23 protein-coding genes, 1 rRNA gene and 1 pseudogene are annotated in these 23,774 nt (G+C 70.0%); 20 read left to right on the top strand and 5 right to left on the bottom strand.

Translation table 11 applies throughout. The annotated features are described in order from the left end of the window. The 10 genes from rrf to ACZ39I_RS32430 form a co-directional block, all read left to right on the top strand. Window positions 1-77 (top strand): 5S ribosomal RNA (gene rrf, locus ACZ39I_RS32475); the annotation flags it as partial. Window positions 78-139: 62 nt separating this feature from the next. After that, window positions 140-784: an HAD family hydrolase gene (locus ACZ39I_RS32470; protein WP_467248496.1), complete on the top strand. Its 645-nt coding sequence runs from the start codon at window positions 140-142 to the stop codon at window positions 782-784. 69 nt (window positions 785-853) lie between these two features. Next, on the top strand, window positions 854-1,537 hold the full coding sequence (locus ACZ39I_RS32465) for a VC0807 family protein (RefSeq protein WP_467248495.1): 684 nt from the start codon (window positions 854-856) through the stop codon (window positions 1,535-1,537). Window positions 1,538-1,603: 66 nt separating this feature from the next. Then, the gene (locus ACZ39I_RS32460) at window positions 1,604-2,815 is read left to right on the top strand and encodes an MFS transporter (protein ID WP_467248494.1); all 1,212 of its coding nucleotides are present in this window, start codon (window positions 1,604-1,606) and stop codon (window positions 2,813-2,815) included. Next, window positions 2,766-3,938 (top strand): acetoin utilization protein AcuC, encoded by a 1,173-nt coding sequence (locus ACZ39I_RS32455; RefSeq protein WP_403671520.1) that lies wholly within the window; start codon window positions 2,766-2,768, stop codon window positions 3,936-3,938. The genes ACZ39I_RS32460 and ACZ39I_RS32455 overlap by 50 nt, the downstream gene beginning before the upstream one ends. A 90-nt stretch (window positions 3,939-4,028) precedes the next feature. Then, window positions 4,029-4,844, top strand: a complete 816-nt coding sequence (locus ACZ39I_RS32450) for a phosphatase (protein ID WP_467248493.1) — start codon at window positions 4,029-4,031, stop codon at window positions 4,842-4,844. 129 nt (window positions 4,845-4,973) lie between these two features. Continuing rightward, the gene (locus ACZ39I_RS32445) at window positions 4,974-5,183 is read left to right on the top strand and encodes a helix-turn-helix domain-containing protein (RefSeq protein ID WP_016437488.1); all 210 of its coding nucleotides are present in this window, start codon (window positions 4,974-4,976) and stop codon (window positions 5,181-5,183) included. Between the two features lie 177 nt (window positions 5,184-5,360). Beyond that, complete coding sequence (locus ACZ39I_RS32440; protein WP_003948845.1) at window positions 5,361-5,459, top strand: 30S ribosomal protein bS22; 99 nt, start codon at window positions 5,361-5,363, stop codon at window positions 5,457-5,459. Between the two features lie 228 nt (window positions 5,460-5,687). Then, window positions 5,688-6,752, top strand: a complete 1,065-nt coding sequence (locus ACZ39I_RS32435; protein WP_352390790.1) for an NAD-dependent epimerase/dehydratase family protein — start codon at window positions 5,688-5,690, stop codon at window positions 6,750-6,752. A 14-nt stretch (window positions 6,753-6,766) separates the two neighbouring features. Continuing rightward, a complete protein-coding gene (locus tag ACZ39I_RS32430; protein ID WP_451476978.1) occupies window positions 6,767-7,819 on the top strand; it encodes a lysophospholipid acyltransferase family protein in 1,053 nt (350 codons plus the stop codon). A gap of 238 nt (window positions 7,820-8,057) precedes the next feature. Here ACZ39I_RS32430 and ACZ39I_RS32425 read toward each other — a convergent pair whose 3' ends face one another. The 3 genes from ACZ39I_RS32425 to ACZ39I_RS32415 all read right to left on the bottom strand — a co-directional run bounded on the left by ACZ39I_RS32425 (window position 8,058) and on the right by ACZ39I_RS32415 (window position 11,523). Then, entirely contained in the window at window positions 8,058-9,275 is a 1,218-nt protein-coding gene (locus ACZ39I_RS32425) for a DUF5667 domain-containing protein (RefSeq protein WP_467248492.1), read from the bottom strand. Window positions 9,276-9,508: 233 nt separating this feature from the next. Beyond that, window positions 9,509-10,282 carry an ECF subfamily RNA polymerase sigma factor, BldN family gene (locus tag ACZ39I_RS32420; RefSeq protein WP_451476980.1) on the bottom strand — a complete coding sequence of 258 codons (774 nt, stop codon included), beginning with the start codon at window positions 10,280-10,282 and terminating at the stop codon, window positions 9,509-9,511. A 314-nt stretch (window positions 10,283-10,596) separates the two neighbouring features. Beyond that, complete coding sequence (locus ACZ39I_RS32415) at window positions 10,597-11,523, bottom strand: HAD family hydrolase (RefSeq protein WP_352390786.1); 927 nt, start codon at window positions 11,521-11,523, stop codon at window positions 10,597-10,599. Window positions 11,524-11,640: 117 nt separating this feature from the next. Here ACZ39I_RS32415 and ACZ39I_RS32410 point away from each other — a divergent pair, with 117 nt between their 5' ends. The 7 genes from ACZ39I_RS32410 to ACZ39I_RS32380 all read left to right on the top strand — a co-directional run bounded on the left by ACZ39I_RS32410 (window position 11,641) and on the right by ACZ39I_RS32380 (window position 19,260). Continuing rightward, window positions 11,641-11,928 carry a glutaredoxin family protein gene (locus ACZ39I_RS32410; RefSeq protein WP_467248491.1) on the top strand — a complete coding sequence of 96 codons (288 nt, stop codon included), beginning with the start codon at window positions 11,641-11,643 and terminating at the stop codon, window positions 11,926-11,928. 235 nt (window positions 11,929-12,163) lie between these two features. After that, window positions 12,164-12,934 (top strand): redox-sensing transcriptional repressor Rex, encoded by a 771-nt coding sequence (locus ACZ39I_RS32405; protein ID WP_451476982.1) that lies wholly within the window; start codon window positions 12,164-12,166, stop codon window positions 12,932-12,934. After that, window positions 12,931-14,652: a glutamyl-tRNA reductase gene (locus tag ACZ39I_RS32400; protein WP_467248490.1), complete on the top strand. Its 1,722-nt coding sequence runs from the start codon at window positions 12,931-12,933 to the stop codon at window positions 14,650-14,652. The genes ACZ39I_RS32405 and ACZ39I_RS32400 overlap by 4 nt, the downstream gene beginning before the upstream one ends. Next, entirely contained in the window at window positions 14,649-15,608 is a 960-nt protein-coding gene (gene hemC, locus ACZ39I_RS32395) for a hydroxymethylbilane synthase (protein ID WP_352390782.1), read from the top strand. Before ACZ39I_RS32400 ends, hemC begins: the two co-directional genes overlap by 4 nt. Then, a complete protein-coding gene (locus ACZ39I_RS32390; RefSeq protein ID WP_467248489.1) occupies window positions 15,605-17,311 on the top strand; it encodes a bifunctional uroporphyrinogen-III C-methyltransferase/uroporphyrinogen-III synthase in 1,707 nt (568 codons plus the stop codon). The genes hemC and ACZ39I_RS32390 overlap by 4 nt, the downstream gene beginning before the upstream one ends. A 303-nt stretch (window positions 17,312-17,614) precedes the next feature. Then, window positions 17,615-18,607 carry a porphobilinogen synthase gene (gene hemB, locus ACZ39I_RS32385; protein WP_467248488.1) on the top strand — a complete coding sequence of 331 codons (993 nt, stop codon included), beginning with the start codon at window positions 17,615-17,617 and terminating at the stop codon, window positions 18,605-18,607. A 293-nt stretch (window positions 18,608-18,900) separates the two neighbouring features. Next, on the top strand, window positions 18,901-19,260 hold the full coding sequence (locus ACZ39I_RS32380) for a DUF805 domain-containing protein (protein ID WP_352390779.1): 360 nt from the start codon (window positions 18,901-18,903) through the stop codon (window positions 19,258-19,260). Between the two features lie 31 nt (window positions 19,261-19,291). Here ACZ39I_RS32380 and ACZ39I_RS32375 read toward each other — a convergent pair whose 3' ends face one another. Continuing rightward, the gene (locus ACZ39I_RS32375) at window positions 19,292-19,471 is read right to left on the bottom strand and encodes a hypothetical protein (RefSeq protein ID WP_467248487.1); all 180 of its coding nucleotides are present in this window, start codon (window positions 19,469-19,471) and stop codon (window positions 19,292-19,294) included. 235 nt (window positions 19,472-19,706) lie between these two features. Between ACZ39I_RS32375 and ACZ39I_RS32370 the strand changes: the two genes are divergently transcribed. From ACZ39I_RS32370 to ACZ39I_RS32360, 3 genes and pseudogenes are all read left to right on the top strand, one after another. Beyond that, on the top strand, window positions 19,707-20,609 hold the full coding sequence (locus tag ACZ39I_RS32370) for an SAM-dependent methyltransferase (protein WP_467248486.1): 903 nt from the start codon (window positions 19,707-19,709) through the stop codon (window positions 20,607-20,609). 138 nt (window positions 20,610-20,747) lie between these two features. After that, complete coding sequence (locus tag ACZ39I_RS32365) at window positions 20,748-21,998, top strand: aminotransferase-like domain-containing protein (protein ID WP_467248485.1); 1,251 nt, start codon at window positions 20,748-20,750, stop codon at window positions 21,996-21,998. Between the two features lie 77 nt (window positions 21,999-22,075). Beyond that, window positions 22,076-22,892 (top strand): annotated as a pseudogene (locus ACZ39I_RS32360) (arylamine N-acetyltransferase family protein). Window positions 22,893-22,912: 20 nt separating this feature from the next. Here the strand turns inward: ACZ39I_RS32360 and ACZ39I_RS32355 are convergent. Beyond that, window positions 22,913-23,737 carry a DUF4253 domain-containing protein gene (locus tag ACZ39I_RS32355; RefSeq protein WP_467248484.1) on the bottom strand — a complete coding sequence of 275 codons (825 nt, stop codon included), beginning with the start codon at window positions 23,735-23,737 and terminating at the stop codon, window positions 22,913-22,915. Between the last annotated feature and the right edge of the window lie 37 nt (window positions 23,738-23,774).

The raw sequence follows: 23,774 nt of genomic DNA, 5'->3' as shown, positions 1-23,774 counted from the left end.
CGAACCCGGAAGCTAAGCCTTACAGCGCCGATGGTACTGCAGGGGGGACCCTGTGGGAGAGTAGGACACCGCCGAACAATTTTTGGGAAAACCCCCGTGCCATTCGGCACGGGGGTTTTCTGCGTTTAGGGTCAATACCATGCGCTATGACCTTGTCATCTTCGACAACGACGGTGTTCTTGTCGACAGTGAGCCGATCTCGAACCGGCACCTCGCCGCCTATCTGACGGAGCTCGGGCACCCGACCTCCTACGAGGACTCCATACGGGACTACATGGGCTCCGCCATGCACCGGATCCACGACCTCGTCCTGGAGCGGACCGGACAGCGGTTGCCCGGGGACTTCGACGACGTCTTCCACGCGAGGGTCTTCGCCGCGTTCGAGCGGGAGTTGAAGGCCGTGGACGGCGTCACCGGGGTGCTGGAGAAGCTGACGGCGGACGGGGTGCCGTACTGTGTCGCGTCCTCCGGGAGCCATGAGCGGATCCGGGTGGGGCATCGGGCGGCCGGCCTTGACCGGTGGTTCGAGGACGCGCGGATCTTCAGTTCGGAGGACGTGGGGCGGGGGAAGCCGGCGCCGGACCTGTTTCTGCATGCCGCCGAGCGGATGGGGGTCGAACCGGGGCGGTGTGTGGTGGTCGAGGACAGTCCGCTGGGCGTGCAGGCGGCCAACGCTGCACGGATGGACGTGTACGGGTTCACCGCCATGACGCCCGCCGCGAGGCTCGCCGGGGCCACTCAACTCTTCTCCGACATGGGTGAGTTGGCGGACCTGCTGGTCTGACATTTGTCATGCCGAGGTCCGGACGATCGTTTCTACTGGCAACCCACGGCCGCACGAGAAGCTGAGGGCATGACGACGAAGACGAACTCGAAGCGCGCGAACCTGACTCCTCTGATCGTGGACGTGGCGGTGCCGATCGGGGCGTACTACCTGCTCAAGGACGGGCTCGGGATGAGCACGTTGATGGCGCTGGGCCTCAGCAGTGTCGTCCCGGCCGCGCGGACCGGCTGGAGTGTGCTGAGGGAGCGGACGGTCAACGCTCTGGCCGCCCTCATCCTCGTGGTGAACGTCGTGGGGCTGCTGCTCAGCTTCGTGGCCGGCGACCCCCGGCTGATGCTCGCGAAGGACAGCGGGGTCAGCAGTGTGATCGGGATCGGCATCCTCGTCTCCGTGGCGCTGGGGAGGCCGATGATGACCGCAGGGATGAAGCCCTGGCTGGTGAAGGGGATCGCGGAGCGGGAGGCCGCCTGGGCGCGGCTCCAGGACAAGTCGGCGGACTTCTGGCGGGCCGAGCGGCGGTTCTCCGTGGTGTGGGGCGTCGTACTGCTGACGGAGTGCGTGGTGCGGGTCGTGGGGGCGTACACGCTGCCGGTGGACACGATGGTGTGGCTCGGGTCCCTGATCATGGTCGGGTCGATGGCGGTCGCCTTCCTGGTCAGCGGGGCGATCGGGGCCGGTCCCATGGCCGGGATGCTGATCGCCGAGACGAAGGCCGGCGCCCCCGCGATGCCCGAGGTCGCCCTCGCCCGATAAAGCTGAGGGAAATTCATCTTTGGCTGGATCTACCCACGAGTACGCCGGGGCCCTACGCTCGCCGCCATGACAGATGTGCTGCGGCGCGGTAGGGCCTCGTTGGCGTTCAGCTTCTTTGCGCAAGGCGTCGCCTTCGCTCTGCTGGTGACGCGCATCCCCGCGATCCAGGACCGGTACGGGGTCTCCGACGCGCTGCTGCCCGCCTTCCTGGCCGCCGTGCCGATCCTCGCCGGGGTCGGGAGCGTCTCGACCGAGCACCTGGTGAAGCGAATACGGCCCAGCCGGCTGCTGCGGTTCGCCCAGCCCGTCGTGCTCCTGGCGCTGCTCGGGGTGGGGGCCGGAGACTCCACGGTCGAGTTGGGTGTCTCGCTCGGTGCCTTCGGGCTCGCCGTGGGCATGCTCGACGCGTCCATGAACATGCTCGGGGTGAGCCTGCAGCGGTCGTACGGGCGCAGCATCATGCTGAGCTTCCACGCGGTGTTCAGTCTCGGCGGGATCGTGGGGGCCTCGCTCGCCTGGGTCGGGGCGCACTGGCATCTCGCGCTGTTCGTGTCCTATCTGCCGGTCGTGGCGGTGCTGGTGCCGCTGTGCCTGGTGGGGAGCCGGTGGTACGTCGACGGGGACACTACGGGAGTGGAGGAGAAGCCGCAGGGGGGCGACGGCGTCGTCTTCAAGCTGCTGCTGCCGCTGTGCCTGGTGATGACCTTCGCCTACATCGGGGACTCCACCGTCTCCAACTGGAGTGCGAAGTACCTCAAGGACGTGCTCGGCAGCAGCGAGCAGGTGGCGACCGTGCCGTACAACGTCTACATGGTGACGACCCTGCTGGGGCGGGCCGTGGGGGACCTCGGGGTACGGCGGTTCGGGGCGGCCGCGGTCGTGCGGCTGGGGGCGGTGGTGGCGGCCGGGGGGTTCGCGGTGGTGGCCGTGGCGCCCGGGCCGTGGGTGGGGATGCTGGGGTTCACGCTGCTGGGGATGGGGTTGTGTGTGCTGGTGCCGCAGACGTTCGCCGCAGCCGGGCGCTTGTTCCCGGGGGCGTCGGACGCGGCCATCGCGCGGCTCAATGTCTTCAACTACGTGGGGTTTCTGGTCGGTTCGCCGTTGGTCGGTGCCCTGGGGGACGCGTGGAGCTATCGCGGGGCCATGCTCGTACCGATGGTGTTGGTGCTGGTGACACTGGTGTACGCCAAGTCGTTCGAGGCTCAACCGGACCGATACGGTGGCGAGCATGAGCGGCCGCGCACAGCTGATGTGGGACGAGGCAGTAACGGGCTATGACTTCGGTCCGGACCATCCGATGGATCCGGTCCGGCTCGATCTGACCCGGCGTCTGGTGGACGCCTTCGGGCTGGACCGGGACATGGCGGTCGTGGCAGCGAAGGCGGCGGGCGAGTCGACGCTGCGGCTCGTGCACCGGGAGGACTACGTCCAGGCCGTGAAGGCGGCTTCGGTGGATCCCGGGGCGGCCGACCAGTCGTACGGGCTGGGGACGATGGACGATCCGGCCTTCGAGCGGATGCACGAGGTGTCCGCGCTGATCGCCGGGCAGTCGGTGGGCGCGGCGGAGGCCGTGTGGCGGGGGGACGCGCTGCACGCGGTGAACTTCGCGGGCGGGCTGCACCACGCGATGCCGGGGGGCGCTTCGGGGTTCTGCATCTACAACGACGCCTCGCTCGCCATCGCGCGGCTGCTGGAGCTCGGGGCGTCGCGGGTCGCCTATGTGGATGTCGACGTGCATCACGGGGACGGGGTGCAGGCGGCGTTCTGGGAGGATCCGCGGGTGCTGACGATCTCCCTGCACGAGCATCCCCGGACGCTGTTCCCGCAGACCGGGTGGCCGGAGGAGACCGGGGCGGACTCGGCCGAGGGCAGCGCCGTGAACGTGGCGCTGCCGGCGGGGACGGGGGACGCGGGGTGGCTGCGGGCGTTCCACGCGGTGGTGCCGGAGCTCATCGCGGACTTCCGGCCGGATGTGCTGGTGACACAGCACGGGGCGGACACGCACTTCGAGGATCCGCTGGCTCATCTCGCGGTGTCGTTGGACGCGCAGCGGGCTGTGCAGGTGGCGTGTCATGAGCTGGCGCACGAGTACGCGGGCGGCAAGTGGATCGCGCTCGGGGGCGGGGGGTACGCCGTGGTGGATGTCGTACCCCGGTCCTGGACGCATCTGGTGGCCATCGCCGCGGGGCGGCCGGTCGAACCCGAGGCGATGATTCCCGAGGGGTGGCGGCAGCACGTGTTCGCCCGGACCAGGCAGTTGGCGCCGGCGCGGATGACCGACGGTCGGTGGCCGGTGTCCTACGCGGAGTGGGATGCGGGGTACGACCCCGCGGACCGGCTGGACCAGGCGGTGCTGGCGACTCGGCGGGCGGTGTTTCCGCTGCGGGGGCTGCTGGCATAGGCCGGCCGGGACGGCGCGGCGCTACTCCGACCGTGCGGTGTTTCCTCGTTCCCGTCACCCGACCCGCCCTCATCCGCCACCATCGCTCCCGTGTTGAGCACCGGCGCCCTCCGCGCCCATCTGCTGGCCGCTCGTCTGGCCGGACCCGTGGCCACCTCCCGGGAGGAGAGTCTGCGGAGTTATCGGTTGTTCGCTGCTCGGGACCCGAGGGTGCTGATCGGACTCGATCCTGAATGGGCATGGAATGAGCGTGATCTGATCGGTCTCATGGCTGACAAATGCGGGGTTTCGGGCAATCCTCGACACACAACCGGCCGTGATGTGATCGATCCCGAACGGACGCTCGCCGCGCTCGACGCCTTCGCCGAGCGCCTCGCCGCAGTCGCCCGGCGCAGCGGGGCCGTGCTTCTCGGCACCGGCCATCCGCACCGGTTGCTCGGGTTCTACGCCGCTCTCGCGGACGCCCTGTCGGCGGCGGGATGTGCCGTCCTCACCCCTGCGCATGGTCGCCGTGTCGACATAACGACCCGGTTCGGTCTACGCACGTACAACCTTGAGTACGTACGAGGAGTCGCGCTCGTGCGAGGACCGGACGCGGAGAGCTCCGGTGGTGAGCCCGGCGCACACACGCATTCGCCGCTCCCGGTTCGTACCGCCCTGGCGGCCGCGGCGGAGAGCGGCGGGCCGCTTCCGGAGCTCGTGATCGGGGATCACGGCTGGGTCTGCGGAGCAGGTCAGCTGGGGTTCGAGGCCATGGGGCCGGCGGACACGGACGACCCCGCGCTCTTCGTGGGGGAGGCCGAGGGGGTCGTGTCCGTCGTCGTTCCACTTGATGACGGCGTGCGCTCCGATTACTACCTGCCGCTGACCCGCTACGTACTCAATCGAGCGTGTCTGTCACAGTAGGGCGCCGATGGGTGCACCTCTTCCCCACTTGCATCACCCGCCCCTACATTGGGGAGTGAGCACGCAGCGACGAAGAGTCACCGGAAGGGGAAGCCGGTGACCGTCGAGTGCGGAAGGTTCAGGTGTGTCATGGCTGCTGAACAGAGGCCTCTGAGTGAGGTTCAGTTTCTGACCGTGGCGGAAGTCGCCTCGGTGATGCGAGTGTCGAAGATGACCGTGTACCGGCTGGTGCACAGCGGTCATCTGCCCGCGATCAGGGTGGGACGGTCTTTCCGTGTCCCCGAGAACGCGGTTCACGAGTACCTCCGCGAGAGCTATGTGGGGGTGGAGACAGCCTGACGACAACCGGACTCGGGGAGGTTCCCAGGGGCCTCAGGGCACTCGTGGACCCCTGCCGGATCTCCCCGGTTCACCTCGATTACGACCTCAGCGCTCGGGCGGGTAGGCTAACCCCTCGTAGGTCGTGTGGGCCCATGATGCCCAGCACCGAGTGATGAGAAGTGAGCGAGGGTAGTCGTGGGCTCTGTTATCAAGAAGCGGCGCAAGCGGATGGCCAAGAAGAAGCACCGCAAGCTGCTGAAGCGCACGCGCGTTCAGCGTCGCAACAAGAAGTAAGCGACGCCGCGGAAGCGTGCGTGTGGCCCCCCACCCGTTACCGGTGGGGGGCCACACGTGTGTCAGGACGCGCGCGTGGGCCTGATGTCGTCACCTCACGCAGTGGGCGGTCATCACAGCGCAACATCGAACCGCTAAGTTGGCGGGACACGGGGAACGCGGCACAGGACCGGGGCTGTACAAGGGCTGTACCAGAGCTGGACTACGGCTGGAAGGAAGGCGCTGATCTTGGGAAAGGTCGTGCTCGTTACCGGAGTGGCCCGACAGCTGGGGGGCCGGTTCGTACGACGCATACAGCGTGACCCGCAGGTGGACCGGGTGATCGCCGTGGACGCGGTGGCGCCGGAGCATCATCTGGGCGGTGCCGACTTCATCCAGGCGGACATCAGGCAGCCCGGCATCGCACGGGTACTGGCCGAGACGGCCGCCGACACCGTCGTACACCTGGACGTGACGGCGATGGCGCTCGGCAGTGGGAGCCGGACCACGGTCAAGGAGACCAACGTCATCGGCACCATGCAGCTGCTCGGTGCCTGCCAGAAGTCGCCGAACGTGCAGCGGCTCGTGGTGAAGTCCAGTACGAACGTGTACGGGTCCGCGCCCCGCGATCCCGCCGTGTTCACGGAGACCACCCCGCCCAAGTCCCTGCCCTCCGGCGGCTTCGCCAAGGACACGGTCGAGGTCGAGGGGTATGTGCGGGGCTTCGCGCGGCGGCGCCCCGACGTGGCCGTGTGCGTGCTCAGGTTCGCTAACATCCTGGGACCGACCGCGGACACCCCGCTCGCCTCGTACTTCGCGCTGCCGGTGCTGCCGACCGTGTTGGGGTACGACCCGAGGCTGCAGTTCGTGCACGAGGACGACGTGATCGAGGTGCTCAGGATCGCCTCGCACGAACCGGAGCGGGGCACGCTCAACAGCGGCACCTTCAACATCGCGGGCGATGGGGTCCTGTTGCTGTCGCAGTGTTCGCGGCGGCTCGGCCGGCCCACCGTGCCCCTGCTGCTGCCGGCCGTCACCTGGGCCGGTTCGCTGGTGCGTACGCTGGGGATGACGGACTTCTCGCCCGAGCAGATCCGGCTGCTCACCCACGGCCGGGTCGTGTCGACGGTCCAGATGCGTGAGACGCTCGGATTCCGGCCGAAGTACACGACGGCCGAGACCTTCGCGGACTTCGCGCGCAGCCAGGGTCCCGGGTTGCTGCCGCCGGAGGCCCTCGAGAGGGCCGTCGACCGTATCGCCGCGCTGCCGCCTCTCGCCGGCAGCGGCCACCCCCCGACGCAGAGCGCCAACTGAGGAGCGCATCAACGATGGCGGACGCCAAGGTCATTCCGTTCGACGACGACCGGTCCCGCGCAGGCGCCGTACAGCGGCCGGCGCGGCGCCGGAGCGCGGGGAGCCGGCGCAAGGGCACCGAGCCCGCGCTGGTCCGTGAGGTCCAGCCCCTGCCCAGCGGGGCTTTCGCGCAGGATGATGTTCCTGTGACGCGTGAGGAACAGCCGCCGCAGCAGGCGAACGACGAGGGCGGCCTGGAGCGGCGCATCGCCGGGGGCCTCAGCTTCCTGCGCCGGCGGCTCACCGGGGACTACGAGGTCGACGACTTCGGGTACGACGAGGAACTCACCGACCAGGTCCTGATGTCCCTGCTGCGGCCGGTGTACGAGAAGTACTTCCGGGTCGAGGTGAAGGGCGTCGAGAACATCCCGGCGGAGGGCGGCGCGCTGATCGTCGCCAACCACTCCGGGACGCTGCCGCTGGACGGCCTGATGATGCAGGTCGCCGTCCACGACCACCACCCCGCGAACCGGCATCTGCGGCTGCTGGCGGCGGACCTGGTGTTCATGCTGCCGGTGGTCAACGAACTCGCCCGCAAGCTCGGCCACACCCTGGCCTGCGCGGAGGACGCCGAACGGCTGCTCGGGCAGGGCGAAGTGGTCGGTGTGATGCCGGAGGGCTTCAAGGGCATCGGCAAGCCCTTCAGCGAGCGCTACAAGCTCCAGCGCTTCGGCCGGGGCGGTTTCGTCTCCACGGCCCTGCGCCAGCGCACGCCGATCATCCCGTGCTCGATCGTCGGCGCGGAGGAGATCTACCCGATGATCGGCAACGCGAAGACGCTGGCCCGCGTCCTGGGCTTCCCGTACTTCCCGCTCACTCCGACCTTCCCGTGGCTGGGCCCGCTCGGCGCGGTCCCGCTGCCGACGAAGTGGACGATCCAGTTCGGCGAGCCGATCCCCACGGACGGCTACCCGCCGGAGGCCGCCGAGGACCCGATGCTGATGTTCAACCTGACGGACCAGGTCAGGGAACAGATCCAGCACACGCTCTATAAGTTGCTGGTGCAGCGGCGGTCGGTGTTCTTCTGAGTCGGCGCGCGGACTCGGCTGCCGACGAGGCGGGCGTGGCCGCGAGGACGACCCCGCTGCCTGAAGCCGCTGGACGGAGTCCGGCCTGTGCGAAGCCTGCGCAGCAGTGCGAGGGCAGCGGACAGGAGGGGCCAAGTTGCTGGTGCAGCGGCGGTCGGTGTTCTTTTGAGGTTGCTTGTTGTACGACGGTGGGGGCGCTCTTCCTGAGAAGGGCGCCCCCACCGTCGTACCGGAAGGGCTAGTTCGCGTCCTCGCCGTTGATGCCCAGGCCGGGGAGGAGGCCCGGGAGGAGGGGTGGGAGGGTGACGTCCGGGTCGGCCGAGGGGGCCGGGGACGTCGGGGTGGCGGTGCCGGTGTCCTTCGGGGGGTCGAGGAGGCCGCCGGTGTTGCCGCCGAGCAGGCCGTCGTCCTCACCGCCGGACGGGGTGGACTTGCTGGGGCTGCTGCCGCCGGTGTGCTCCGGGGAGCCACCCGGACCCGGGGCCGTCGAGCGGCCGGAGCCGGTCGAGGCGTCGGAGGACGCCGAGCCGGAGCCGCTCTGCCGCTGCCCTCCCTTGCCGCCGCTCTGCGCCGGGGGTTCCGGGAGCAGGGACTGCAGCGGTGCGACCTCTTCGTCTATGGCGTCGAAGACCTCGGACACCTGCTCGCTGACATCGCCGAGCTGGACGGGCAGCCGGTCGCGGAGCGCACCCCAGGCCTCGCGGTGCGAGCGCGAGAAGCCGGCCAGGGCCTGGATGGGGCCCAGGGAGTTCGGGTCGCGCTCGTACGCCGCGTGCAGCAGGCGGTGGCCCTCGGCGGCGTCGTGCTGCATGCCCGAGAGCGCGCGGCGGATCTCGCCCACTGACTCGTGGTCGAGGTGGCCGCCCCGGCCGCGCTCCATCAGACGGCGGGCCTCGTTCAGCCGGGTGGAGGCCTGGTCGAGGTAGGCGACACCGCGCTCGTCGTCCCCGTCGGACAGATAGGTGAGCTTGAAGTCCTCGATGCCGCGCTTGAGGCCGTACAGCGAATCCCCGGGCAGCGCGTCCGAGCTGGCCGCGGCCACACCGCCGAAGGCTCCGGCGGCGACTCCGACGCTCAGGCCGCCCGCGGCCAGGCCCTTGGTGAGCCGGGAACGCGGTCGCAGCTTCCCGAGCCCACTCGCCCGGTGGGTGCCCTTGGCCCGATGGGAGCGCTGCTCCGGGACCGCGGGTTCCGCCCCGTCGCCCTCCAGCAGCATGGCCTCCATCGCGGCCACCAGCTGGGCTCGCTGGACGACCTTGACCTTCGGGTCCAGCTCAGGCCTGGGCAGCTCGCCGAGACACTCCGCGAGGGCCAAAAGACGGTCCGGATCGGGGTGTTCCGCGGCGGCCGGCGCTGGTCCTTCGGACTGCTCGGCCGCCGGTTCCCGGTCGGACTGCTCCTCCAGGGCATGGGCGAAGGCGTTCGCCCGCCGGTGCGCCGATACGTTCGCGATCACTGGCGGCACCTCCTCTCGTCATGACGGTCGACTCCCCAGGGGGTCCTGAGGGTTGCACGCCCTGACCACAAGCACACGATCGGGTGATCGAAGTCGGCCAGGGAGTGACCACAGGGAGCCTGCATCCCGCACAACGAGCGGCGTGGCACTTGGGTTACGGACTGCGGATGATCGGATCGGGGAGTCAACGGACTTTCACCGAGAGCTAGTTGACGGTTACCGGACGTGTGCTCTCAGCGGGCGTCGTCTGGGAGGAGCCGGGCCAGGGTGCGGACGGCCCGGTACTGGAGGGTCTTGATGGCGCCCTCGTTCTTGCCCATCACCCGGGCGGTCTCGGCGACCGAGAGCCCCTGGAGGAAACGGAGGGTCACGCATTCCTGCTGCTGTGGGTTGAGCCGGCGGACGGCGTCCAGCAGCGCGGCGTTGGAGAGGGACTCCAGGACGGAGTCCTCGGGTGAGCGCTCGACCTCGTTGGCGTCGAGCATTTCGCCCGTGGTGATCTCCAGCCGGAAACGGCTCGACTTGAAGTGGTCGGCGACGAGGTTGCGCGCGATGGTGACGAGCCAGGCGCCGAAATCGCGGCCCTGCCAGGTGAAGGTGCCAATCCTTCGGAGCGCGCGCAGGAACGTCTCGCTCGTCAGGTCCTCGGCGGTGGCCTTACCTCCTACCCGGTAATAGATGTACCGGTACACCGTGTCGCTGTACTGGTCGTACAGGCGGCCGAAAGCGTCGGCCTCGCCGGCCTGGGCGCGTTCGACCAGGTCCATCATGCGGGCGCTGTCGCTGTCCGCGGCCGGACGGCGGGCCGGTGCGGCACCGGTCGAACGCCCTCGTCTGCCGACGGCCGCGGAACCGTCGGCCAGTGCGTAGCACGGGCCGATCGGTGCCGCGGCTACGGCGAAGGCGGGGACGGCGTACGCGGTGGGGACGAAGCCGCGCAACAGGTCTTGGACCGTTGCGCGCAGCGTAGCCAGGCCCGAGGCGTCAACCCCGACGTGTGGGTACACGGGACTCCCAGAGGCAGAGCTTCCATCACGTGCAGTGCGGGACCGTTCACCCGTCGTAGCGACGGAGAGGTACCGGATTGCGTCTGAGGAGAATAACGCTTAGTGCAGGCGCTGCTACACCCAGTTGCTCTATTCATCGATTACGTCGCTTCCGTAACCGATTAGGGGCCGTTCAAGTACCCGAGAGTGACCGGTTGTTGATCGAAAACGGTCGTGTTCTGTCAGGGAACGGGGCGTGTTGTGGCCGTGTGCAGCCAATGTGCCTGCACACGGGGTTACGCGTACAAAACCTGGGGATTGGTGTGTTTGCCTGGTTACCGGCGGCGCTTGTGCAGGGCGATCGCCGCCGCCGTGCCACCCGCCACCGCTCCCACGCCCGCGGCCGCCGGGATACCGACCTTCGCCGCCTTGCGGCCCGTGCGGTAGTCGCGCAGGCGCCAGTCCAGTCGACGGGCGTGCTTGCGGAGCTTGGCGTCCGGGTTGATCGCGTAGGGGTGACCCACCAGCGAGAGCATCGGGATGTCGTTGTGGCTGTCGCTGTACGCCGCGCAGCGCGACAGGTCGAGACCCTCCGCTGCCGCCAGGGCCCGGACCGCCTCCGCCTTCGCGGGGCCGTGCAGGGGCTCACCGACCAGCTTGCCCGTGTAGACGCCGTCGACCGACTCCGCCACCGTGCCGAGCGCGCCGGTGAGGCCGAGGCGGCGGGCGATCACCTGGGCGATCTCCACGGGGGCCGCCGTGACCAGCCACACCTTCTGGCCCGCGTCCAGGTGTGCCTGCGCCAGCGCGCGCGTGCCCGGCCAGATGCGCTCGGCCATGTACTCGTCGTAGATCTCCTCGCCGATCGACTGGAGTTCGGCGACGCGGTGGCCCTGCACGATGGAGAGCGCCGAGTCGCGGGCCTCCTGCATGTGTTCGGGGTCCTCGACACCGGCGAGGCGGAACCACGCCTGCTGCCAGGCGAATTTCGCCAGCTCGCGGGTCTCGAAGAACTTCCGTTTGTATAGGCCTCGGCCGAAGTGGAAGAGGGCGGCGCCCTGCATCACCGTGTTGTCCAGGTCGAAGAAGGCGGCGGCCTTGTCGTCACCCAGAACCGGGAACACTGACGCCGGTTGCGTACCAGGGGTCTCCTCGACCTCCTGGGAGGACTTGCGCGCGGCCTCCGCCGAGGCCTCGCCTGCCAACACGCTTCGCGCCGTGGCGGAGCGCCTACGAGGAGTGAGCCATCCGAGAGCGGCCATGGCGTGAGCATAGCCATTCTGTTCGGTGGTTCCGGAGTCGAGAGGTTTGGAGGGTGTGAACACTCCACGACTGTGCCGTTAAACAGGCGGTCACGGCCGACGGCGACGCGCGGGAGAATGGCCCGCATGAGTCCCATCTTCCGCCGAAAGCAGGCCAGGGCCCCCGAGGACCGGCTCGTCACCCTGATCCGCAAGCCCGGTTGTCATCTGTGCGACGACGCACAGCTGGTGATCGAGAAGGTCTGTGGAGATCTCGGGGTTCCCTGGGAGTACAAGGACATCGACCAGGACCCTCGACTCCACGAGCAGTACTGGGAGCAAATCCCCGTGGTACTCGTCGACGGTGAACAGCACACGTTCTGGCGAGTGAACGAGGAACGTCTTCGCAAGGCGCTGACGGACTAGTCCGCCTGGCCCGGCCGGTCGCTTAGGATCGATGGCGAAGTTGCCTCGGGGGCGGGATTGAAGAGGGAAGTGTGCGGTTTTGCCTCCGAGAGAGACGCGCGTGACCCCGGTCACGTTGGCCGGGCAAATCGGACACCATCTTTGTGCACGCGTTCACAAAGACATAGCCTGCTTTCGACGGGGCGGTCCGGGGACGTGTGACCGCCTACAGCCCCGCTCTACCCGCAGGAGCACCGTGGCAACTGGCCGAACTCACCGACCGGCGACCCGTAGCCGAGGGATTCCCGAGGCCACCGTCGCCCGCCTTCCGCTGTACCTACGAGCCCTGACGGCACTGTCCGAGCGCTCGGTACCCACGGTGTCCTCCGAGGAACTCGCCGCCGCCGCGGGGGTCAACTCCGCGAAGCTGCGCAAGGACTTCTCCTACCTGGGTTCCTACGGAACGCGCGGTGTCGGCTACGACGTCGAGTATCTCGTCTACCAGATCTCCCGCGAACTGGGCCTGACCCAGGACTGGCCGGTCGTGATCGTCGGTATCGGCAACCTCGGCGCCGCTCTCGCCAACTACGGCGGCTTCGCGTCCCGTGGGTTCCGTGTCGCCGCGCTGATCGACGCCGACCCGGCGATGGCCGGCAAGCCCGTCGCGGGCATTCCCGTGCAGCACTCCGACGACCTGGAGAAGATCGTCGAGGACAACGGCGTCTCCATCGGTGTCATCGCGACCCCCGCCGGTGCCGCCCAGCCGGTCTGTGACCGGCTCGTGGCCGCCGGCGTCACCTCCATCCTGAACTTCGCGCCGACCGTGCTGTCCGTGCCGGACGGCGTCGACGTGCGCAAGGTCGACCTCTCCATCGAGCTGCAGATCCTCGCCTTCCACGAGCAGCGCAAGGCTGGTGAGGAGGCCGCAGCCGCCGCTTCCGACGGCGCAGCTCCGGTCGTCGCCGGCCGCAGCGGCTCCGCCGACAAAGGGCCCGACGGGGACGTACCCGCCGTGATGCCGGCATGAGTCTCCTCGTTGTCGGGCTGAGCCACCGCAGCGCGCCGGTCAGTGTGCTGGAGCGGGCGGCGCTGCATGCCGATGCGCAGGTCAAGCTGGTCCAGGACACGGTCGCGGCGGAGCCGGCCACGGAGGCCGCGGTGCTCGCGACCTGCAACCGGATCGAGCTGTACGCCGACGTGGACAAGTTCCACGCGGGCGTGGCCGAGCTGTCCACGCTGCTCGCCCAGCACAGCGGGGTGGGCCTCGAGGAGCTCACTCCGTATCTCTACGTGCACTACGAGGACCGGGCCGTCCATCACCTCTTCTCCGTGGCCTGCGGGCTCGACTCCATGGTCGTCGGCGAGGGGCAGATCCTCGGGCAGATCAAGGACTCGCTGGCGCGGGCGCAGGAGCTGCACACGGCCGGGCGGCTGCTGAACGACCTCTTCCAGCAGGCGCTGCGGGTCGGCAAGCGGGCCCACTCCGAGACGGGGATCGACCGGGCCGGGCAGTCGCTGGTCACCTTCGGGCTGGAGCAGCTGGCTCTGGGTGCCGAGGTGCCGGACTGGGCGCGGGGCAAGAAGGCGCTGGTCATCGGCGCCGGATCGATGTCCTCGCTGGCCGCGGCGACGCTGGCGCGGGCGGGTGTCCCCCAGATCGTGATCGCCAACCGTACGGCCGAGCGGGCCGAGCGGCTCGCGGAGATCCTCAACGAGGGCGCTTCGGGCGGGGACGTGGTGGCCCGTGCGGTACCGATGGCTTCGGTGCCGGACGAGCTGACACGTGCCGACATCGTCGTGTCCTGTACGGGGGCGACCGGGCTCGTCCTCAGTGCCGAGACCGTCGCCGCCGCGCGGGGGTGGGTCGCACAGCCCGGCGCCGACGAGGTGCCGCCCCTCGGTGGATCGGGAGCCGCCCCGGCGCCCCGAGTGCCCGCGGGCTCCGCAGCCGACGAGAACTGTCCGCTCGACCTGGCCCCCGTGCAGGCCACCGCCGGTTTCTCCGTGCTCGGTGAGGCCGCCGTGGCCGGAATGGCCGCCTCCGAGCTGGAACAGCACGCCGCCTGGGTGGACAACGCACCTCGGCCGCAGAGCTCCGGGCCGGCCGTGACCGTGCTCGACCCCGCCGAGGAGGCCGACGCCATCGCCGCCCTCGCGGCGACCGCAGCCGTCATCGGGCGGGTGCCCGAGCGGCGCAGGCCCGAGCCCGTCGCCGAGATCCCGCGCCCCACCCCCTCGCTCTTCCTGCTCGACCTCGCCATGCCCCGGGACATCGACGCCGCCGTGCACCGGCTGGCCGGGGTACGGCTCGTCGACATCGAGTCGCTCGCCGACGCCTCGGCGGACGCTCCGATGGCGGCCGACGTCGACCAGGTCCGTCGTATCGTCGCGGACGAGGTCGCCGCCTTCGGGGCGGCGCTCAGGGCCGCGCACATCACGCCCACCGTCGTCGCGCTGCGGACCATGGCCGCCGATGTCGTCGCGAACGAGATCGCGCGGCTCGACGGGCGGCTGCCTGGCCTGGACGACAAACAGCGCGGGGAGATCACGCAGACCGTACGGCGCGTGGTCGACAAGCTGCTGCACGCGCCGACCGTACGGGTCAAGCAACTCGCGGCCGAGCCCGGCGGTGCCGGGTACGCGGACGCGTTGCGGACTTTGTTCGACCTCGACCCCGAGACGGTGGCCGCCGTCTCCCGCGCCGAGGACAGCACCACCGATGAGAAAGACCGAGGCTCGTCATGAGTACCAAGGCGCTACGACTGGGGACCAGGCGGAGCAAACTCGCCATGTCCCAGTCGCGGCAGGTGGCGGACGCCGTGAGCCAGGTGACCGGGCGGCCCGTCGAGCTCGTGGAGATCACCACGTACGGCGATGTGTCCAAGGAGGCGCTCGCGCAGATCGGCGGCACGGGAGTGTTCGTGACCGCGCTGCGCGAGGCCCTGCTCAAGGGCGAGGTCGACTTCGCGGTGCACTCGCTCAAGGACCTGCCCACCGGGCAGCCGGACGAGCTGGCGCTGGCCGCGATACCCGCACGCGAAGACCCGCGGGACGTCATCGTCGCCCGGGACGCCCTGAAGTTCACCGACCTGCCCCGCGGAGCCCGCATCGGCACCGGTTCGCCCCGGCGCACCGCACAGCTGAACGCGTACGCCCGCGCACACGGACTTGATATCGAGACGGTTGCGATCCGGGGGAACATCGACACCCGGGTGCGGTTCGTGCGCGATGGTGAGCTGGATGCGGTGGTGCTGGCCGCGGCAGGGCTGCAGCGCATCGGCCGTATCGACGAAGTGACCGATTTCCTCTCGGTCGACACAGTTTTGCCTGCTCCCGGCCAGGGAGCACTCGCGATCGAGTGCACCGCGGACAACGCGGAGCTGATCGCAGCGCTCGGCGAGCTCGACGACCCGTTCACACGGGTCGCCGTGACCGCCGAGCGGTCACTGCTCGCCGCCCTGGAGGCCGGCTGCTCCGCCCCTGTGGGCGCGCTGGCCGACCTGCTGGCCGACGGGCAGATTGTCAAGGAAATGCGCCTGCGGGGCGTCGTCGGCACCACCGACGGCTCGCGCACGGTGCAGTTGTCCACCACCGGTCCCGTGCCCGAGACGTACGACCAAGCAATGGCGCTCGGCCGTGAACTAGCGGCCGAGATGCTTGCCCAGGGCGCGGCCGGTCTGATGGGGGAGCGAGCACTGTGAGCCCCACCACACTTCCCGTCGGTCCCGAACACGGGCACGTCACCTTCCTGGGTGCCGGACCCGGAGATCCGGGACTGCTGACTCTGCGCGCCGTCGAGGCGCTCACGAACGCGGACGTTCTCGTCGCCGGGCACGAGGTGCTCGACGTCGTGCGCGTCCACGCTCGGTCGGGCGTCGCCGTCGTGAACACGGACACCGAGTCGCCCTCGACTCCGGTTCCGGGCACGGGCGCGCCCCAACTGACAGTTGTTGACGGCACGTCAACAACCGCCCCTGCCCCCGCTGTACGGGATGCCGCACATCTTGTCATGGAGGCCGCGCGGGGCGGCAAGCGGGTCGTGCGTGCGGTGTCCGGGGACCCCGGGCTCGACGCGTACGCCGCCGAGGAGATGCTGGCCTGCGCCCGCGCGGGCGTGCCCTTCGAGGTCGTGCCCGGTGTCGCCGCGGCCGTCGGCGTGCCCGCGTACGCCGGTGTTCCGCTGCGCGACGCGCAGGGCGCGGACGTGCGGTTCGTGGACGCGCGGACGGCCTCCGACCGGTGCTGGACGGAGGTGGGGGTGTCGGACGGGACCGTGGTCGTGTCGACGACCCTGGACTCCGTGGGCGCCGCCGCCGGTGAGCTGGTCGCGGCCGGGCGCAAGCCCGATACGCCGATGACGGTCACCGTCGCCGGTACGACCACGCGCCAGCGGACCTGGACGGCCACCCTGGGCACCATCGCCCAGACGCTCAAGCAGGCCAAGGTGCTGCCCTCGCCCGAGGGCGGGCGGCCGGTGATAGCCGTGGTCGGTGAGCGTTCGGCCGCCGCGCAGCGCGACCAGCTGTCGTGGTTCGAGAACAAGCCGCTGTTCGGCTGGAAGGTTCTCGTGCCGCGTACGAAGGAGCAGTCGGCCTCGCTCTCCGACCAGCTGCGGTCCTACGGGGCCGTGCCGCACGAGGTGCCGACGATCGCCGTCGAGCCGCCGCGCACGCCCCAGCAGATGGAGCGGGCCGTCAAGGGGCTCGTGACCGGGCGCTACGAGTGGATCGCCTTCACCTCTGTCAACGCCGTCAAGGCGGTACGGGAGAAGTTCGAGGAGTACGGGCTCGACGCGCGTGCCTTCGCGGGGATCAAGGTCGCCGCGGTGGGCGAGCAGACGGCGAAGGCGCTGGTCGCCTTCGGTGTGAAGCCCGATCTGGTGCCGAGCGGTGAGCAGTCGGCCGCGGGGCTTCTCGAGGACTGGCCGCCGTACGACCCGGTCTTCGACCCGATCGACCGGGTGTTCCTGCCGCGCGCCGACATCGCGACCGAGACGCTGGTCGCCGGGCTCATCGAGCTCGGGTGGGAGGTCGACGACGTCACCGCCTACCGGACCGTGCGGGCCTCGCCGCCGCCGGCGGAGACGCGGGAGGCGATCAAGGGGGGCGGGTTCGACGCCGTGCTCTTCACGTCGTCGTCGACCGTACGGAACCTGGTGGGTATCGCCGGGAAGCCGCACAACGTGACCGTGATCGCGTGCATCGGTCCCGCCACGGCCAAGACGGCCGAGGAGCACGGGCTGCGGGTGGATGTGATGGCTCCCGAGCCGTCCGTGCACAAGCTGGCCGAGGCGCTGGCCGACTTCGGGTTGAAGCGGCGGGCGGCGGCGCTGGAGGCCGGGGATCCGGTGACGCGGCCGAGTGAGCGGCGGCCGGGGGCGAGGCGTCGGCGGTCGACCACCTGAGGTCTGGGGTTGTCCGCGGGTTAGGTGGGGGCGGGCGTTGTGCGCAGTTCCCCGCGCCCCTGAATGCCTGCGGCGGCCTGTTGCGGTCCGGTGGGGCGGGGGTAGCGCGTGGGGTTCGGTGGGTGGGTTGGTGCCGGGGTGGAGGGGTGCACGAGTCCCACCCAGGGGCGCGGGGAACTGCGCGGCCAACCCCCACCGACCCGCAGCCGCCTGGCAACCTCACCCGGCACCCCGATAGGCGCCCCGCCCAAGTCCGACGCAGCGTCGGCAAAGGGACCCGTGAGCCGGGCGTAGCGTAGGGATATGACGATGTACGGATCCTTTCCCGGTACGCGGCCCCGGCGGCTGCGGACCACTCCCGTCATGCGCCGCATGGTCGCCGAGACCCGGCTGCACCCCGCCGACTTCATCCTTCCGGCGTTCGTGCTGGAAGGGGCGAGTGAGCCCGTGCCGATCTCGGCGATGCCCGGGGTCGTGCAGCACACCCGGGACAGCTTGAAGAAGGCGGCCGCGGAGGCCGTCGCGGCCGGGGTGTCCGGGATCATGCTCTTCGGGGTGCCGGAGGAGTCGAAGAAGGACGCGGTCGGGACGCCGGGGACCGATCCCGACGGGATTCTGCAGGTCGCCATCCGGGATGTGCGGGCCGAGGTCGGGGACGACCTGCTCGTGATGTCCGACCTGTGTCTCGACGAGACGGTCGACCACGGGCACTGCGGGGTGCTGGACGCGGAGGGGCGCGTCGACAACGACGCCACCCTGGAGCGGTACGCCGAGATGGCCCAGGTGCAGGCCGACGCGGGCGCCCATGTCGTGGGGCCCAGCGGGATGATGGACGGGCAGGTCGGGGTCGTCCGGGACGCGCTCGACCAGATCGGGCGGGAGGACGTGGCCATCCTGGCGTACACGGCGAAGTACGCGTCCGCCTTCTACGGTCCGTTCCGGGAGGCCGTCGCGTCGTCGCTGCAGGGTGACCGCAAGACGTACCAGCAGGACCCGGCGAACGTGCGGGAGTCGCTGCGGGAGCTCGCCCTCGATCTGGAGGAGGGCGCCGACATGGTGATGGTCAAGCCGGCCGGGCCGTATCTCGACGTGCTCGCGCGGGTCGCGGACGCCGTGGACGTGCCGGTCGCCGCCTATCAGATCTCCGGTGAGTACTCGATGATCGAGGCCGCCGCCGAGAAGGGCTGGATCGACCGGGACCGGGCGATCCTGGAGACGCTGACCGGAATCAAGCGGGCCGGGGCGCAGAACATCCTCACCTACTGGGCCACCGAGGTGGCGCAGAAGCTCGGCTGACGAAGCCGCCGGACGGCGTGTCACGGCAACGGTTCGAGCTCGGTCCGGATACGGGCCGAGCTCGTTCCGGCCAACGTCCGGATAACATCGCCCACTTCGCTCGGTGATCTTCTGGTGTTGTGTCCGTAATGCGCTTCGGATGTGGTGGATTTGTCGGGCTGCGTCGAGCCTTCCGCTTGATGGAATGCTTACATCCGTTGAATTGACGAGTTCCCGACATCCTTCATATCTTCTGCGCCTGGCCTGATCCATTCGGAACGGTTCCGAGCGGCGATCTATGGGGGGACACCACCATGAGCTGGTTCATCGAGGCACTCAAGAAGTACGCGGTCTTCAGCGGGCGTGCGCGCCGCAAGGAATACTGGATGTTCGCGCTGTTCGCGGGGATCATCTACGTCGTTTTCCTCGCCATCGGCCTCGCCACCAAGCAGTCGTGGCTCCCGCTCCTCCCCTACATCGCCTTCCTGCTGCCCGGCCTTGCCGTGACCGCGCGCCGTCTGCACGACACGGGCCGCAGCGGCTGGTGGATCCTGTTCGCGTTCGTCCCGCTCGTCGGCGGCATCACCCTGTTCGTCTTCTCGGTGCTGGACAGCGAGCCGAGCGAGAACAAGTACGGCCCCAACCCGAAGGGCTTCGCCCCGGCGCACGTGTGATGCCGTAGCTCTGCTTCGAAAGGCCGCCCGGTCAGTGCCGGGCGGCCTTCTGGTTTTCCGCGGGGCTTGCCGCGGCCGCCTTGTGCGTGGCCGGGCCCTCGTCGCGTACGCCCTGGCCGTCCTTGCAGCCCGTCAGCGCGAGGAGCATGAACAGGGCGAGGGCGAGGGCGGTCGCGGTGAGTCTGTGGGGGGTGTGGGGGTGGGTGGGCATGGGATCAGGCTGCGGGGCAGCGGGGGCGTTCGCCAGCTCTCGCGGGGGATTCGGGACGGCTCTGTGGTGGGGGGTGCGTTGACCTGGGGGGATGTGGCTTCCCGAGTCCCTGCTGTGGGATGCGGGACGGGGCATGTCGGGCGCCGGGCACCATCAAGTCGCCCGGGGAGTTGGGTTCTTGAACATCGCGGTGGTTGTCCGTTGAAGGACCGACACATTCACAGGGGAGACGCCCATGTCCGGTGACGCGCTCAGCCAGGACCCGGCCGAGCTGGCCAAGAGGATCGACACCACCAAGGCGCATCCGGCCCGCGTCTACGACGTCTTCCTCGGCGGCAAGGACAACTACCCCGCCGACCGCGAGGCGGCCGCCGCCGCGCTCGCCGCCAACCCCCGCGGCTACCTCGACGTACGCCACAACCGCGACTTCATGCGCCGGGCCGTCGGCCGGCTCACCGCGCGGGACGGGATCCGGCAGTTCCTCGACATCGGCACCGGACTGCCCACCGGGGAGAACGTCCACCAGATCGCCCAGCGGATCCGGCCCGAGGCGCGGGTTGTCTACGTCGACAACGACCCGGTGGTGCTCGCGCATGCCCGCGTGCTGCTCACGAGCGGGCCGGAGGGGCGTACGGACTACATCGACGCCGACTTCAAGAGTCCCGCGCAGATCCTCGAACAGGCCGCCAAGACCCTGGACTTCGACCAGCCGATAGCACTGTGCCTGGTCGCGATCCTGCACTTCGTCGAGGACGACGAGGCCTATCCGATCGTGCGGGAGCTGGTGGAGGTCCTGCCCGCGGGGAGCCGGGTGGTGCTCAGCCATCTGACCGACGAGATGCATCCCGAGCCCACCCGCGCGGTCCAACGGACCTACACCGAGCGCGGGTTCACCTTCGTGTTCCGGTCCAAGGCGCAGGTGGAGCGGTTCTTCACCGAGGTGCCGGGCCTGTCGCTGGACGAGCCCGGTGTGGTGCCCGCGCATCGGTGGCACCCCGGGCCCGCGCCCGAGCCGCCGGCCATCGACGCCGAGGACTTCGCGTCCCTCGACGACATCGAGAAGATCCGTTACCGGGACATCAACGACGTCACGGACGACGACATCAACGTCTACGGGGCGACCGGCACCAAGGCCTGAGCGGGTGCGGGACGTCCGTATCGCGGAAAGGTGCTTGTAGGTGGCATTCATTTGCTTAGGCTGCGCTGAACCCGCCAGTCGTCGCAGTCCGCAGTCCGCAGTCCGCAGTCGCCAGTTCGCAGTCGAAGGAGCCGTGCCATGACGGTGCCCACGTTCGCTTCCGTGCCGCCGCTCGCCGCCCGGGCCCGCTCGGTCGGTGGGTCGCCGGTACGGGACATCCTCGCCGTCACCGCCCGCCCCGAGGTCGTCAACTTCGCGGGCGGGCTTCCGGCGCCCGAACTGTTCGACGCCGAGGGGATCGCTGAGGCGTATCGGGCGGTGCTGGAGGAGGTGCCCGAGCGGGCGCTTCAGTACTCGACCACCGAGGGCGAGCCCGTGCTGCGGGCCGCCCTTGCGGAGCGGATGTCGGTGCGGGGGCTGGTCACCGACCCCGACGACGTCCTGGTCACCACCGGGTCCCAGCAGGCGCTGTCGCTGCTCGCCACCGTGCTGATCGAGCCCGGGGACACGGTGCTCGTCGAGAGCCCCTGCTATCTGGCCGCACTTCAGGCCTTCGGGTTCGCGGGGGCCCGGGTGGTGGCCGTGCCGGGGGACGACGAGGGGCCCGATCCCGTGGCGCTGGAGAAACTCGTCGTGCGGGAGCGGCCCAAGCTGCTCTACACCGTGCCCACCTTCCAGAACCCGACCGGGCGGACCATGTCCGCGGGGCGCCGGGCCGCCGTCGCGTCCGTGGCCGCGCGCTGCGGGCTGTGGATCGTCGAGGACGATCCGTACGGCGAACTCCGCTTCGAGGGCGAGCGGGTGCCGTGGATCGCCGCCCACGAGGAGGTCCGCGACCGGGTCGTGCTCCTCGGGTCCTTCTCCAAGGTCATGGCCCCCGGACTGCGGCTGGGCTGGCTCCGGGCACCCGGCGAGCTGCGGCGGGCCTGCGCGGTCGCCAAGCAGGCCGCCGATCTGCACACCCCGACCGTCAACCAGCTCGCCGCGGCCCGTTACCTGGCCGACCGCGACCTCGACGCCCATGTGCGGCGCGTCGCGCAGGTCTACGGGGAGCGCCGGGACGCCATGCTCGCGGGGCTGGCCGACGCCCTGCCCGAAGGGTCGGTCTGGACGCGTCCCGAGGGCGGCATGTTCCTCTGGGCGAGGCTTCCGTCGCCGTACGACACGACCGCGCTGCTGCCGCAGGTCGTGGCACGGGATGTGGCCTACGTCCCCGGCGCGCCCTTCTACGCCGGTGAACCCGACCGCTCCACCCTGCGGCTGTGCTTCGTGACGCAGACGCCGGAGGAGATCGGGGAGGGGCTGCGGAGGCTGGGGGAGGCGTTCAGGGCGGTCCGGGACCAGGCTGAGGCACAGGGCGCGCAGGCGCAGGTGCACGTGCCGACGTAGACCTAGGGCGAAGGTCGCAGGGGCGGTCCGGCCCTGGTCGGCGGACGCGGCGGCGGCCCTGTGCCTACGGTGTCGTCATGGCCGATGAGACTGTGCGGGACCCGGGCTTCGACTTCGGTGAGTATCTGGCGCGGATCGGGTGGGAAGGGGAGCGGCGGGCCGACCTGGCGACGCTCGCGGGGCATCCCCTTCGAGAACCTCGACGCCCTGAGCCGCAACGCCCCCTCCCTCGAACCCGGCGACCTGATGGCGAAGCTGGTGCGCAGCCGACGCGGGGGCTACTGCTACGAGCACAACACCCTGCTCCTGCTCGCCCTGGAGGCACTTGGCTTCCGCGTGACCCGGCTGGCGGCACGGGTCGTCCTCGGCGCGGACGCGGTCGAGAGCCGTCCGCGTACCCATATGGCGCTGCTCGTGGAGATCCCCGGCGACCCGCAGCCGTATCTCGCCGACGTCGGGTTCGGGGCGATCGGCGCGCTGCTGGAACCGGTGCCGCTCCGGACGGACACCGAGTTCCCCGACGCCGGACGCCTTCACCGACTGGTGCAGGTGCCGCACCGAGGGCCGCTCGAGCTGTGGGTGCTCCAGGCCCACCAGGAGGACAGGTGGGTTGATCAGTACGCCTTCACCCTGGAGCCCTTCGAGGAGCCCGACTTCGAGGTCATCAACTGGCACATCGGGACCAACCCGCGCTCCCCCTTCACCCAGCGGATCTACGTCCAGCGCGTCACCACCGAGCGCCATCTCCTCCTCCACGGCAGCCTGCTCACGGAGACCCGCACTGACGGCACCGTGCGGAAGCGGGAGTTGACCGGCGAGGCGGAGGTGCGGCGGCTCCTGGAGGAGGAGTTCGGCATCACGGCACCGGAGGGCACGCCGCTGCTCCCCGGCTGACGCCGGTCAGTCCCACCAGGTCAGTCCCACCAGAAGGACCAGACCCGCTGCCCCAGCACCGCGTGCTCGGCGTACGCGCGCAGGGTCTCGTGGTCCCCCTGGGTGATGTTGTCCGGGCAGAACGCGAAGTGCTCGGCGGCGACGGCCTCCGCCTCGTCCTTCGTCGTGGGCGGGGCGGCGACGGACACCGTCAACCGGTCGAAGCCGAGCGCGACGACGCGTATCCCGAAGCGGTCCTCCCAGGAGCGGAGGATCGCACAGAGGCGGGCCACGTCGTTCTCGTAGTTCAACGGTCCCGTCCAGCCGATGGCCGCCGGGATGTCCGCGCTGCGGCGCGCCGGGACCAGGGCGAGGCGGGGATCCTTGAACCACGAGCCCTCGTCGAGCAGTGCGTCCGCGGTCTCGGCGGCACGGGTGTCGGGGTCGGCGGGGAGTGACTCGGGGGCCGGGGCCAGGCCGGGCCAGGTCTCGTCGTACGGGGCGATCGTCCCGTCGAGGTCGTCGGGCTCCTCGATCGTGTACGCCCAGTACTCCGCCAGCAGTTCCTCCGGGTCGTGGTCCCCGGGGTACGACATCTCCCCGGGCATCAACTCCCACTCCTCCGGCCCGCCTTGCGTACCGCCCACGTCGATCAGCACGGGCAGCAGCCCGGTTCGCGCCGTCTGGGTACCCAGCGCCGTCCAGGCCCCGGACGACGCCGTGTACTCGGCGTGCCACAGCAACGGCTCGTGCCACGGACCGTCGTCCGTCTCGTCGATCAGTCTCCCGAGGGGGAGCCCGAGGCCGAGCGAACGACCGCTCGGGTCTGCCGCGAGGGTGGGCAGCGGGTTGGGAAGAGTCGCCATGTCAGTGACTGTAGGGGGAGCCACTGACAATCGCGTT

The sequence above is a fragment of the Streptomyces sp. NPDC024687 genome, from assembly GCF_055559055.1.
This window is presented reverse-complemented; position numbering and strand designations above follow the sequence as displayed.

What these genes read in the sequence shown, in the direction of transcription:
- hemB (WP_467248488.1), top strand. Translation starts at nt 17,615, where the DNA reads ATGACGATGTACGGATCCTTTCCCGGTACGCGGCCCCGGCGGCTGCGG.
- hemC (WP_352390782.1), top strand. Translation starts at nt 14,649, where the DNA reads ATGAGTACCAAGGCGCTACGACTGGGGACCAGGCGGAGCAAACTCGCC.
- ACZ39I_RS32465 (WP_467248495.1), top strand. Translation starts at nt 854, where the DNA reads ATGACGACGAAGACGAACTCGAAGCGCGCGAACCTGACTCCTCTGATC.
- ACZ39I_RS32410 (WP_467248491.1), top strand. Translation starts at nt 11,641, where the DNA reads ATGGCCCGCATGAGTCCCATCTTCCGCCGAAAGCAGGCCAGGGCCCCC.
- ACZ39I_RS32375 (WP_467248487.1), bottom strand. Translation starts at nt 19,471, where the DNA reads ATGCCCACCCACCCCCACACCCCCCACAGACTCACCGCGACCGCCCTC.
- ACZ39I_RS32415 (WP_352390786.1), bottom strand. Translation starts at nt 11,523, where the DNA reads ATGGCCGCTCTCGGATGGCTCACTCCTCGTAGGCGCTCCGCCACGGCG.
- ACZ39I_RS32460 (WP_467248494.1), top strand. Translation starts at nt 1,604, where the DNA reads ATGACAGATGTGCTGCGGCGCGGTAGGGCCTCGTTGGCGTTCAGCTTC.
- ACZ39I_RS32380 (WP_352390779.1), top strand. Translation starts at nt 18,901, where the DNA reads ATGAGCTGGTTCATCGAGGCACTCAAGAAGTACGCGGTCTTCAGCGGG.
- ACZ39I_RS32445 (WP_016437488.1), top strand. Translation starts at nt 4,974, where the DNA reads ATGGCTGCTGAACAGAGGCCTCTGAGTGAGGTTCAGTTTCTGACCGTG.
- ACZ39I_RS32355 (WP_467248484.1), bottom strand. Translation starts at nt 23,737, where the DNA reads ATGGCGACTCTTCCCAACCCGCTGCCCACCCTCGCGGCAGACCCGAGC.
- ACZ39I_RS32365 (WP_467248485.1), top strand. Translation starts at nt 20,748, where the DNA reads ATGACGGTGCCCACGTTCGCTTCCGTGCCGCCGCTCGCCGCCCGGGCC.
- ACZ39I_RS32455 (WP_403671520.1), top strand. Translation starts at nt 2,766, where the DNA reads ATGAGCGGCCGCGCACAGCTGATGTGGGACGAGGCAGTAACGGGCTAT.
- ACZ39I_RS32370 (WP_467248486.1), top strand. Translation starts at nt 19,707, where the DNA reads ATGTCCGGTGACGCGCTCAGCCAGGACCCGGCCGAGCTGGCCAAGAGG.
- ACZ39I_RS32430 (WP_451476978.1), top strand. Translation starts at nt 6,767, where the DNA reads ATGGCGGACGCCAAGGTCATTCCGTTCGACGACGACCGGTCCCGCGCA.
- ACZ39I_RS32470 (WP_467248496.1), top strand. Translation starts at nt 140, where the DNA reads ATGCGCTATGACCTTGTCATCTTCGACAACGACGGTGTTCTTGTCGAC.
- ACZ39I_RS32400 (WP_467248490.1), top strand. Translation starts at nt 12,931, where the DNA reads ATGAGTCTCCTCGTTGTCGGGCTGAGCCACCGCAGCGCGCCGGTCAGT.